The sequence below is a fragment of the Streptomyces sp. DSM 116793 genome, from assembly GCF_057320905.1.
This window is the reverse complement of the sequence record NZ_CM170494.1, coordinates 2253340-2265491: the sequence shown is the minus strand read 5'-3', so window position 1 is coordinate 2265491 and position 12152 is coordinate 2253340. Positions and strand designations below refer to the sequence as shown.

Below are 12152 nucleotides of genomic sequence, written 5' to 3'. Positions count from 1 at the left end.
CCGCCTGGCGGACCGGTGCGGCATCCTTGATGCCCGACCGGGCACCAGGCCCTAACGTCTGCCCATGCACAAAGAACTCAGAGTCGCCGCCTACGCGGTGTGCGTCCGGGACGGCCGGGTACTGCTGGCCCGCTGGGTCAGCCGCCGCGACGGCCAGAAGCGCTGGACGCTGCCGGGCGGCGGCATGGACCACGGCGAGGGCCCCTACGACACGGTGATCCGCGAGGTCGACGAGGAGACCGGGTACACCGTGACCCCCGTCGCCCTGCTCGGCGTCCACTCCATGCTCCGCCAGTACCCGCGCCGGCTCGGCGGCACCGCGGACTTCCAGGGGCTGCGCATCGTCTACGAGGGCCGGATCACCGGCGGCGAGCTGCGCAACGAGACCGACGGCTCCACGGACCTCGCCGCCTGGCACCCCCTTGAGGAGGTGGCCGCCCTGGAGAGGGTGGAACTGGTCGACGTGGGCCTCGCCCTCTGGCGCGAGCGCCCCGCCGACGGCAGGGTCCGGTACCCCGCTGGATGAACTCCCCGTGACCGTTCGCCCTCCGGCGGACAAGGACTCCATGGCCACGGGACACCGCCGAGATCCACGTCGGGGGATCGGCGTTGGCCGTTGCCGTCGAGTTAACGCGCAGGTCACCCCCGGTGCCAACGATCGAGTACGAGCGGGAGGCTCGGACCCCGAGCCCTCCGCGCCCGTTTCCGACGCGTCAGCACTCGGGGAGGCCGCGCCATGCCGCGCCTACGCTCTGTCGCCGCCACTGCCACCAATGCCACCACGGCCGCCAGGACCGTCGACCGCCGCGCCGTACTCGCCGCCGCGGGCGGCCTCTCGCTGAGCGCCGGGATCGGCTGTGCGGTGGGCCTCGGCGGCACCGGAACGGCCGGGGCCGCCACCTCGCCCGCCCGTGCGGCCGCCGCGCCCGCCGTCCACTCCCGCAAGGCCCCGCCGCCACCGCTGCGCCCCTACACGGCCGGTACCACCATGGACACCGTCGCCGCGCCCTCGGGCCGGGGCGGCTACCGGCGGCTCGGCCCGGGCCCGGGCTGGTCGCGTACGGTCCGCACCGAGCTGGCCGCGCCGGGCGCGCGCCGCGCGGAGCGGCGCACCGCCCTCGCCGCGTTCGTCCAGCTCACCGACCTGCACCTGGCCGATGTGCAGCACCCGCTGCGCCTGGAGTACCTGCGCGGGCACACCGCCAGCGCCTGGCGGCCGCACGAGGCGCTCACCGTCGCCGGGGCCGTCTCCCTGGTGGAGCGGGTCAACGCACTGCGCGGCGCCCCCGTCACCGGCACCCCGCTGCGGTTCGCGATGACCACCGGCGACAACACCGACAACAACGCCCGCTGCGAGCTCGACTGGTTCCTGAGGACCATGAGCGGCGGCCTGATCACCCCCAACACCGGTGACCCGCACCGCTACGAGGGCGTGCAGGACAGCGGCCTCACGCTGTACTGGCAGCCCGAGGACGCGGCCCTGCGCGACGCGGACAAGCAACTCGGCTTCCCGGCGGTGCCCGGCTTCCTCGACGCCGCGATCCGCACCCTGCGCAGCCCCGGCCTGAACCTGCCGTGGTACTCCACGGTCGGCAACCACGACGCGCTCCCGCTCGGCTGCTACGCGAACGGCGCGTCGTACCTGGCCGAGTTCGCGGTCGGCGACCGGAAGCTGTTCACGCTGCCGAGGGCCGAGATCAAGGCGGTCTACAACGGCATCCACCAGGACACCGACCCGGCCGGTACCGTGCTGGCCCGGATGCTGCGCGACCAGGCCCGGCACCTGCGGACCGTCACCCCCGATCCGTCCCGTGCGCCGTTCACGCCCGCCGAGTACGTCAAGGCCCACCTGGACCCCGCCCACACCGGCCCCGGCCCCGCCGGCCACGGCTACACCGCCGACAACCTCGCCGCGGGCACCCAGTACTACACGTTCCAGGTCGCCGACGACGTGCTCGGCATCAGCCTGGACACCACCGACCCGGGCGGCGGCTACGAGGGCTCCATCGGTGCCGAGCAGCTGGCCTGGCTGGAGCGGACCCTGAAGGAGCACCGGGACACGCACGTCCTGGTCTTCAGCCACCACACCAGCACCACGATGGACAACCTCCGCCCCGACCCGGCCCGTCCGCACGAGGCCCGGCACGGCGGAGCCGAACTCGTCGACCTGCTGGGCCGCCATCCCCGGGTGGTGGCCTGGATCAACGGTCACAGCCACCGCAACGAGATCACGCCGCACGGCACGTTCTGGGAGGTCACCACCGCCTCCCACGTCGACTACCCGCAGCTCGCCCGGGTGATCGAGCTGGTGGACAACCATGACGGCACGCTCTCGCTGCTGACGACCCTCGTAGAGTCCGCCGCGCCGCACCGCACCGACGTCACCGACCTCTCGCCGGCCGGGCTCGCCGCGCTCTACCGCGAACTGTCCTTCAACGCGCCGGGCGCCCGGACGGACCTGGCGGGAGGCCCGGCCGACCGCAACACGGAGCTGGTGCTGCGGAAGTGAGCGCTGGGGCTGTGCCCCGGCACCCTGAAGGGGACGCGGGGAACTGCGCGATCGGCCCCGACGTGCCTGCGGCGGGCCACCGGGGCGGGCCCTTGCGGTCTCGTTCTTGACCACCGGCCGGTGGGACCTGGGCGCGCAGTTCCCGGCGCCCCTGGCTGGGTGCCGGGACGGGGAGCGTGCGTGCCCCGCGCGGTGTGGTCAGCGGGGCAGTACGCGTACGTAGGCCGCGGGCTCGCGGTCGGCCGAGGCCATGAGGGCGGTGCGCACGACCGCGGCGTGCTGTCGCGGCGCCGCCCACAGGTCGCGCGGCGCGGTCCGCACCACCACGATGCCCAGCCGTTCCAAGTGCTCACGCCGGCGCGCGAACTCCGCCCACAGCACGTCCTCCTCCCAGTCCCCGCCGCCCGCCCGGGGCGCCTCGGTGTCCAGTTCCAGGGCGACCGCGTGATCGGGCCAGTAGGCGTCCACCGCGCCCAGGTGCGGGCCGCCGGGCAACTGGAGGTCGACGTTCCACAGCGGCTCGGGCAGATGGTGCTCGTGCACCGTCCGGTACAGCAGGTCCTCGGCGAGCGGACGGTGCTCCCCGAGCAGCGCCTCCACGGCCTCGGCCACGTGGGGCCGCTCCAGCACCTGTGCGCACCGCAGCTCTGCGGCCACGTCGGCCACGTCGCAGTGTCCGCCGTGCACCGCCTCGGCCAGCACCCTGTGCACGGTGGTGGTGTCGGCGAGTTGCGCCACGGCATCGGCGAGCGCCCGGGGCACCGGCGCCACCGGCACGCCTCTGATCCGGTGCGGGCCGGGCATCCGCGCGCAGCGCACCAGCCGTGCGAAGGAGGCCGACCGCAGCCGCCGGGTGCGCGGCACCAGCACGTCGATGCGGTCCAGCGCGGGCAGCGGGGGAGCGGTCGCGAACCGGTGCAGGGCGAGGGCGGCGAGACCGGTGATCATCGCCTCGCCGTCCCCGGGCGGCTCGGCGGAGACCTCCGGCCGGGCGTCCTGCGGAGCCGGCTCCTGCGGCGGCCCCTGCGGCGCGGGGACGGTGGTCAGCGGCTCGGGCGCCGACGGCCGTACCGCGTACAGCAGCGCGGCGTGCAGCCGCTCCTCGCCGGTCGGCGGCCCCGCGTGGAGCAGGAAGACACCGGGCAGGAGCTGCTGCCAGCTGCCGCCGGGCCGGCACCGCTCCCGCGCCTGCGCGACCGTGACACCGTGCGCCCGGAGCTGCGCGGTGCTGAGCACCCGCCGCTGGGCCTGACGGAGATGGCTCAAGGGCCGGGGGGATACAGGGCTGTTGTGGCTCATGCCCGGCAATGTCCCCACCGCGGGGCCCCCGGCGAACCGCTGTTACCAACCCGTCGACAAACCCAGACAACACCCCCCGAACCTCCGAAAGCGTGTCCGTCAGGCGGAAGTTGACGTTCCGGGGGCGCCGCCCACGCCGTCATCGTGCCCGAGCGGCCACCGGCCCCGGGCCGGCCACGGTCCCGGCCGGGCGAGCGTGCCCGTGCGGCCCATCCTGCGGGCCACCGCGCCCGTGCGGCTCACGATCCGGGTCTCGGCACCCGAGTGGGCCACCGGGCCGGCCACCGCGCTGCGGCGGCCGGCCCGCGGTGCCCGGCCCGTCGCCGCGCCCGCCGGGCAGTGCCGCGGCGTTCGCCGCCCCGCCGCGGCGCCCGCCGCCCCGCCCGCTACCCCGCCGCCGCGTCCGCCCGCTGGGCCCGCAGCGCCCTTCCCAGGTCGTCCCGGGACTCCAGCACCAGCCGCCGCAGCGCGGGCGGCGCGTCCTCGTGGGCCGCGAGCCAGGCATCGGCCGCCTCCAGCGCCGCCACGCTCTGGAGCGACGGGAAGAAGCCCCGCACCACATGCATCCCGATCTGGATCGTCCGCTCCTCCCAGATCCGGGAGATCACCTCGAAGTACCGCGCCGTGTACGGCGCGAGCAGCTCCCGCTGCGAAGGCTGCGAGAACCCCGCGATCACCGCCTCGACGAGGGCGTTGGAGAGCTTGTCCGACTCCACCACTGACTCCCACGCCTCCGCCTTGACCTGGGCGGACGGGCGGGCCGCCAGGCACCGCACCTGGTGCCGCTTGCCCGACGCCGTGTCGTCCCGCGCCAGCTCGGCGGCCAGGGCGCTCTCGTCCGCGGCGCCGTGCACGGTCAGCGGTTCAAGGAACGCCCAGCGCAGCTCCTGGTCCACCTCCAGGCCGTCCACCGCCGCGCTGCCGTCCAGCAGGCCCTGCAGAACCTCCAGGTCGGACTTGTCGGCCGCCACCGAGGCGTAGAACCGCGCCCAGGCGAGCTGCTGCTCGCTGCCCGGCGCGGCGAGCCGCAGCTCACGCCGGGCGCCCTGCGCCAGCAGCCTGCCGCCCTCCTCGCGCCACTCGGGTGCCGCATAGTGCGCCACGGCGGACCGCGCCCAGGCGTGCACCATCTGGAGCACGCCGATGTCGCTCTCCCGGCCCGCGAACCGCAGCACCAGGGCGACGAACTCGCGCGCGGGCAGCAGCGCGTCCCGGGTGAGGTTCCACAGCGCCGACCAGCACACCGCGCGCGGCAGCGGCTCCAGCACGTCGCCGAGGCCCGCCCTGAGCGTGTCCAGGGAGGTCTCGTCGAAGCGGATCTTGCAGTACGTGAGGTCGTCGTCGTTGACGAGGACCAGCTCCGGGGCCTCGGCGCCGGCCAGCTCCGCGACCACCGACCGGGGGCCCTCCACATCGGCCTCGGCGCTCGCGTAGCGCACCAGGGCGCCCGGCTCGACCCCGTCGAGATCGGCGCGCCGGTACAGGCCCACGCGCACCCGGTGCGGGCGGAGCGTGGGGTGCGACTCGGGGGCCTCCTGGAGCACGGCCAGCTCCGCGACGCGCCCGTCTTCGCCCAGCACCACCTGCGGGGTCAGCGAGACGACGCCCGCGGTCTGCAGCCAGGCGCGCGACCAGGCCGTCATGTCCCGCCCGGACGTCTCCTCCAGTACCGACAGCAGGTCGCCCAGGCGGGTGTTGCCGTAGGCGTGCCGCTTGAAGTACCGCCGGGCGCCCTCCAGGAAGGCGTCCTGCCCGACATAGGCCACCAGCTGCTTGAGCACCGCCGCGCCCTTGGCGTAGGTGATGCCGTCGAAGTTGAGCTTGGCGTCCTGGAGGTCGCGGATGTCGGCGGTGATCGGGTGGGTCGAGGGGAGCTGGTCGGCGCGGTACGCCCAGGCCTTGCGGTTGTTGGCGAAGGTGATCCAGCCGTCCGTGAAGCGGGTGGCCGCCACCATGGAGAACGACCCCATGAAGTCCGCGAACGACTCCTTGAGCCACAGGTCGTCCCACCAGCGCATGGTGACCAGGTCGCCGAACCACATGTGCGCCATCTCGTGCAGGATCACGTTGGCGCGCCGCTCGTACGCCGCCTGCGTCACCCGGCCGCGGTAGATGTACTCCTCGCGGAAGGTGACGCAGCCCGGGTTCTCCATCGCGCCCAGGTTGTACTCCGGCACGAACGCCTGGTCGTACTTGCCGAACGGGTACGGGTATCCGAAGTGGTCGTGGAAGAAGTCCAGGCCCTGCTTGGTGATCAGGAAGACGTCGTCCGCGTCGAAGTGCCGGGCGAGGCTCCTGCGGCACATCGCGCCGAGCGGGATCCGCAGGGTGGTGCCGTCGTCCAGGGTGCGGGTGTAGGAGTCGGTCACGTAGTGGTAGGGCCCCGCGACGACGGCCGTGATGTATGTGGAGATCGGCTTGGTCTCGGCGAACCGCCAGACCGAGTCGACCAGCTCTCCCGTGCCGTTGCTCCAGACCGTCCACCCGGGGGGTGCGGTCACCTCGAAGCGGAACGGCGCCTTGAGGTCGGGCTGCTCGAAGCCCGCGAAGACCCGGCGGGCGTCCGCGGGCTCGTACTGGGTGTACAGGTAGACCTCGCCGTCCTCCGGGTCGACGAAGCGGTGCAGGCCCTCGCCGGTGCGGCTGTAGGCGCACTGCGCGTCGACCACCAGCTCGTTCTCCGCGGCCAGGTCCTCCAGGACGATCCTGCTGCCGTCGAAGACGTCCGCCGGGTCGAGGTCCCTGCCGTTCAGCGAGACGGCCGTGACGCTCGGCGCGAGCAGGTCGGCGAAGGTGCCGGCGCCCGGCTCGGCGCAGCGGAACCTGATCGTGGTGACCGAGCGGAACGTGCGCGCCGCGTCCTCGCCGCCGCCCGGCTCCGCGTCCACCGCGGAGCGTACGTCGAGCGCGACCTCGTACGCGTCCACGGACAGCAGGGCGGCCCGCTCCCGGGCCTCGTCGCGGGACAGGTTCTCACCGGGCACGTGCGGCACTCCTTAGGGGCTCAGTGGCTCGCTTGGCGTGAATGCGGACTCTCGCGGGGCTCTTACGCCCTGCCGGCTCCGACCTCACCGCTGCGGACGTACGCGGCCGGGACGCGCACGGGGTGCGGACAGGGACCGATCTTGCCACGGACCACTGACGCCGCACAGCGGGAATGACGCGGGTGACCTGTGGTGTTGCCGCTGAGGGGAAGACGACCCGTGCGGGGTCCCGGGCCCGGGAGCCGTGCCACGAGCCGGACAACCTGCATGATCAGCCGTACGGCAGGTGCGCCGACCGGCGCCCGGCCGGTGATGAGCCCACGCTTCATGAGGAGAAAGATGACCGAGAAGACTCCCGTCGACTTCTGGTTCGACCCGCTCTGCCCGTGGGCCTGGATGACCTCCCGCTGGGTGCTCGAGGTGGAGAAGCTCAGGGACATCGAGGTCCGCTGGCACGTGATGAGCCTGGCCGTGCTGAACGAGCCCAAGCTCGACACCCTGCCCGAGCAGTACCGGGAGGGCATGAAGAAGGCGTGGGGCCCGGTGCGCGTGGTGATCGCCGCCCAGGAGCAGCACGGCGAGGAGGTGCTGGGCAAGCTCTACACGGCTCTCGGCACCCGCTTCCACAACCGCGGCGAGGGCCCCACCCGGGAGGCCATCCTGGGCGCCCTGGAGGACGCCGGCCTGCCCGCCTCCCTCGCCGACTACGCCGACTCCGACGAGTACGACACCCAGCTCCGCGCCTCGCACAAGGTCGGCATCGACAAGGTCGGCCAGGAGGTCGGCACCCCCGTGATCGCGGTGCCGGGACCGGAGGGCAAGGAGGTCGCGTTCTTCGGCCCGGTCGTCACCCCGGCCCCCAAGGGCGAGGCCGCGGCCCAGCTCTGGGACGGCACGCTGATGGTCGCCTCGATCCCCGGCTTCTACGAGATCAAGCGGACCCGCACGGTGGGGCCGATCTTCGACTGACCCCTCCGGCCCCTTTCTTCCGGGGCTCCGCCCCGGCCCACGCGAGGGGCGCGGGGAACTGCGTGACCGGCCCCGACGAGTGGCGTCGCGTCGTCACCGTCCGAAGGGGCGGTCTGCGTCGCATCCGGACCACCGGCCGGTGGGTGGTTGCCGGCACGGTTCCCCGCGCCCCCTTTCGTGCGTGGCCCCTGCCTCGGGGCCGGCCCCGGCCCACGTAAGGGGCTCAGGCGCCGGCACTGTCCCCTGCGGAGCTCCGGGCGCGCCGCGCCCGGAGCTCGCGGACGCCCGCGACGGCCAGCAGCACGACCAGGGCACCCGTCGACCACAGCACCTGGGGCCGGGTGGACGCGTCGCGCACCATGAGACCGAGCACCAGGGCCATCACCGCGAGGGCCGCCCAGGTCAGCCAGGGGTACGCCCACATCCTGAGCACCAGCCGCCCGGGCGCCTCGCGTTCCAGGCGGCGCCGCAGCCGCAACTGTGTGACGGCGATGAGCGCCCAGACGTAGAGCAGCACCGCGCCGACGGCGTTCAGCAAATAGAGGAAGACCGTGTCCGGCCACTTCAGATTGAGCACGACCGAGATGAAGCCGAACACGACCGAGGCGAGCACCGCGCGCTGCGGCACGCCCGTGCCGGACCCCTCGGCCTCGCCGGACGTCCCCCCGCCGGACACCCGGCCGCCGCCCGCGGTGGCCGCGGCCTCCGACCCGCCCGCGGTGGCCGCATGTGCCGACCCGCCCGCGGTGGCCGCATGCCGAGACCCCTCCGCGGCAACCCGCTCCGCGTTCCGCGCCCGGCCCGGCAGCGGCAGCCCCCGCGCGACCTTCAGCAGCGCCCTGGGCGCCTCGCCGCGCTCGGCCAGGGAGAAGACCATCCGGGACGAGCCGTAGAGGTTGGCGTTGAGCGCCGACAGCAGCGCCACGAACACCACGATGTTCATGATCGTGGCCGCCGACGGCACCCCTATGGAGTCCAGCACGGTCACGTACGGGCTGAGCCCCGCCTTCTGCGCCGTCCACGGCAGCACCGTCACGACCACCAGCATCGAGCCCACGTAGAAGAAGACGATCCGGTACACCGCACTGCGCACGGCGCCCGCCACCGACAGCGCGGGGTCGTCGGACTCGGCCGCCGCGATGGTCACCACCTCCAGGCCGCCGAAGGCGAAGACGACGGCGAGCACGCCGGACACCACGCCGTCCCAGCCGCTCGGCAGGAAGCCGCCCCTGGCGCCGGTGAGGTTCTCCAGGCCCACCGCGTGCGTGTCCGGCAGCAGGCCGAGGATCGCCAGCACGCCCAGCACCAGGAAGAGCACGATCGCGGTCACCTTCAGGGCCGCGAACCAGAACTCGAACTCGCCGAAGCTGCGCACCGCGGCCAGGTTGCTCACCGTGAAGACCAGCATGAAGACCAGCACCCAGGCCCACTGCGGCACCCCGGGCAGCCAGCCGTGCGCGATCTGCGCGGCGCCCGTCGCCTCCACGGCGAGCACCACCACCAGCATGAACCAGTACAGCCAGCCGGCCGTGAACCCGGCCCAGCGGCCCAGACCGCGCTCCGCGTGCACCGAGAACGACCCGGACGCGGGCAGCGCCGCCGACATCTCGCCCAGCATCCGCATCACACAGGTCGCGAGCGCCCCCGCTATCAGGTACGACACGACGATGCCGGGCCCGGCGACCGCGATGCCCGCGCCGGAGCCCACGAACAGCCCGGCGCCGATCACGCCGCCGAGGCCGAGCATGGTGAGGTGACGCTGCTTCAGGCCGGTGGCGAGCGGCTCCCCCTCGGGGGCCAGCACCCCGGCGGGCGCGGGGGTGCCGGGTGCTGCCGCCCGGGGTGCGGTGCCGGTCACCGGAGCGGCGGTGGCGGCGGTGGCCGGCCGGGCGGCTCCGGCGGCCTCGTTCGCGGGCCCTTCGGGCCGCTGCTGATCCATGTGGCGAGCGCTTTCGATCGGGAGGACGGGAAGGCGGTGCCGGAGGGACGACGGTAGCGGCTCGGCGCCCGCCGGGGCTGCCCGCGGGGAGACCCGGGAAAGAAATTGGCGAGAACCCACAGTCCGCCAGGCGCCGGGTGCCCGCCCGCGCGGCCGCCGGTACCGGGCTGGGCCCTGGTGACGGGCGTCACGCGGGAACAGGCATAGGCGGCGCCCTTTGTGTGGAAGGTACCAACGGGATGGTGTGCCCTTGTCGCCGACTGATGGTGATCGGCGGCAGCCGCCTGGGTTAACGTCAGGATGTCCCGCCCTGTCCGGGCCTCCCCGCACCCGCCCGGCATGTCCCTTCGACCCCGCGGAGCCCCGATGAGTACCGCTGCCGTTTCCTCCCGTCCCGGTGTCCTCGCCGACCTGCTGCCCGCGCAGTCCGCGGCACGCGCGCGCGTACGCGATGCCGCGCTCGTCGTCGGCGGTGCCGCGCTCACCGGCGCGGCCGCCCAGCTCGCGGTGCCGGTGCCCGGTTCGCCGGTGCCGGTGACCGGCCAGACGTTCGCCGCCCTCCTGGTCGGCACGGCCCTGGGCACCGGCCGCGGCTTCCTCGCGCTCGCCCTGTACGCGCTCGCCGGCGTCGCGGGCATGCCCTGGTTCGCGCAGGGCACCTCCGGCGCGGGCGCGGCCTCGTTCGGCTATGTGCTCGGCATGCTGCTCGCGGCGACCGTGGCCGGTGCGCTGGCCCGCCGCGGCGGCGACCGCTCCGTGCTGCGCACGGCGGGCACCATGGTGGTCGGCTCGGCGCTCATCTACGCGGTCGGCGTCCCGTACCTGGCCCTCGTCACCGGAATGTCCGCCACCCAGGCGATAGCGGCCGGCCTCACCCCGTTCCTGATCGGCGACGCCCTGAAGGCCGCCCTGGCCATGGGCGCCCTCCCCACGGCCTGGCGCCTCACCAAGCGCTGACCGCACAGGGCCCCGGCCGGTTCCCCGCGCCCCGAACGGGGCGCGGGACCGTGCCCTGAGGAGTCGAGCGCGGGACCGTGCCCTGAGGAGTCGAGCGCGGGACCGTGCCCTTCAGGAACCGAAACCGTCCCAGGCGGTGAGCCCGTACCCCCTGCGGAACAGCCGCGCCGGGTCGTAACGCTTCTTCAGCGCCGCCAGGCGAGCCGCGGCAGCCGGCTCGAACAGGCCCTGGGGCCGCTCCCCGCCCCCGAGCGAGAAGTTCAGCGAACGCCCGATCGCCCACGGCGAGAGCGCGCCGAACACCTTCTCGTAGTGGGCCCGGACCGCCTCCCGCCCGCTGCCGGCGGACAGCACGGACAGCACCCGCACCAGGAACCGCCCCCCGCGGTGCGGCACCGCGGTGGGCACCGGCGGCGGGGCGGCCAGCGCGCCGCCCAGGTGGTTCACCTGAAGGACGCACATCACGGGCGCGTCGGGCCCGGTCAGCGCCGCCAACTCCCCGGCCGCAGCCGCGTCCAGCGCGCTGAGCACCGCGCTGTCCCCGTAGTAGGCGTGCGGAAAGTCCGGGTCGCCGTGGATGGTGTGGCTCTCGCCGTACGGCATCTCCCGCAGCGAGTCCGCCAGCACGGGCCCCAGCTCCCGCAGCGGCGCCACCAGCCGCTCGCCCTCGGCCGCGGGACCGGTGTACGCGACCCGCACGGACAGCACATGGCGGCCCCTCAGCTCCCGGGGCAGCGCCGGCAGGTCGGGGTAGGGGACCGCCGCGAACGACGACGTCAGCTCGTCCGGCACGGTCCGCGTCCACTCCTCGTACGCGCACAGCACGTCCCGCGCCGCCACGCTGCCGCCGTCGAAGGCGAGCGAGCCGCCGTACAGGCGCGCCACGGGCACGAGAGCGGTCTCCAGCTCCGTCACCACCCCGAAGTCCGCGCCGCCGCCGAGCAGCGCCCAGAACAGGTCCTGGTCGGTGTCCGGGGTGACGTGCCGCAACCGTCCGTCCGCCGTCACCACGTCGAGGCTCCGCACCTGGTCGGCCGCGTAACCGAAGGTGCGGGCGAGGATGCCGAGGCCGCCGCCCAGGGTGTACGAGACGGCGCCGACGCCGGGTGACGAGCCGTTCAGCGGCGCCAGGCCGTGCGCCGCGGCGGCCGCCACGACCTGCCGGGACCTGGCGCCGGCCGCGATCCTGGCGGTGCGGGCCACCGGGTCGACGGCCACCGCGTCCATCCGCCGGGTGGCGACCAGCAGCCGGCCCTCCGCCGCGCCGGGCAGCCCGTGCCCCGTCGCCTGGACGTCGACCGGCATCCCCCGCTCGGCCGCGTACGCGACCGCCGCGGTGACGTCACCGGCCGACGAGGCCGCGCAGACCAGCGCGGGCCGCTGCGCGAACCCCGTCTGGAAGCCGGCCGTCTCCGTGTCGTACCCGAGGTCTCCCGGCCGCAGGACTAGGCGGCCGGAGACGAAGGACTGCAAGCTCACACGAGCCTCCTTGGTG

8 protein-coding genes are annotated in these 12152 nt (G+C 74.3%); 4 read left to right on the top strand and 4 right to left on the bottom strand.

From position 1 onward, the window contains the following. The first annotated feature begins 64 nt into the window (after window positions 1-64). Window positions 65-526: an NUDIX hydrolase gene (locus ACSMXW_RS09420; RefSeq protein ID WP_485805174.1), complete on the top strand. Its 462-nt coding sequence runs from the start codon at window positions 65-67 to the stop codon at window positions 524-526. Between the two features lie 210 nt (window positions 527-736). After that, a complete protein-coding gene (locus ACSMXW_RS09415; RefSeq protein WP_485805172.1) occupies window positions 737-2509 on the top strand; it encodes a TIGR03767 family metallophosphoesterase in 1773 nt (590 codons plus the stop codon). Window positions 2510-2707: 198 nt separating this feature from the next. On the opposite strand, the gene ACSMXW_RS09410 is transcribed toward ACSMXW_RS09415, so the two are convergent. Both ACSMXW_RS09410 and pepN read right to left on the bottom strand, forming a co-directional pair. Next, entirely contained in the window at window positions 2708-3808 is a 1101-nt protein-coding gene (locus ACSMXW_RS09410) for a hypothetical protein (protein WP_485805170.1), read from the bottom strand. Window positions 3809-4194: 386 nt separating this feature from the next. Further along, complete coding sequence (pepN, locus tag ACSMXW_RS09405; RefSeq protein ID WP_485805168.1) at window positions 4195-6792, bottom strand: aminopeptidase N; 2598 nt, start codon at window positions 6790-6792, stop codon at window positions 4195-4197. Between the two features lie 339 nt (window positions 6793-7131). Between pepN and ACSMXW_RS09400 the strand changes: the two genes are divergently transcribed. Further along, window positions 7132-7761 carry a mycothiol-dependent nitroreductase Rv2466c family protein gene (locus ACSMXW_RS09400; RefSeq protein WP_485805166.1) on the top strand — a complete coding sequence of 210 codons (630 nt, stop codon included), beginning with the start codon at window positions 7132-7134 and terminating at the stop codon, window positions 7759-7761. 223 nt (window positions 7762-7984) lie between these two features. On the opposite strand, the gene ACSMXW_RS09395 is transcribed toward ACSMXW_RS09400, so the two are convergent. Beyond that, complete coding sequence (locus ACSMXW_RS09395; RefSeq protein WP_485805164.1) at window positions 7985-9700, bottom strand: amino acid permease; 1716 nt, start codon at window positions 9698-9700, stop codon at window positions 7985-7987. A 366-nt stretch (window positions 9701-10066) separates the two neighbouring features. Here ACSMXW_RS09395 and ACSMXW_RS09390 point away from each other — a divergent pair, with 366 nt between their 5' ends. Further along, entirely contained in the window at window positions 10067-10657 is a 591-nt protein-coding gene (locus tag ACSMXW_RS09390) for a biotin transporter BioY (RefSeq protein WP_485805162.1), read from the top strand. A gap of 111 nt (window positions 10658-10768) precedes the next feature. Here the strand turns inward: ACSMXW_RS09390 and ACSMXW_RS09385 are convergent, their stop codons facing one another. Further along, entirely contained in the window at window positions 10769-12130 is a 1362-nt protein-coding gene (locus ACSMXW_RS09385; protein WP_485807912.1) for an FAD-binding oxidoreductase, read from the bottom strand. Window positions 12131-12152 lie beyond the last annotated feature (22 nt).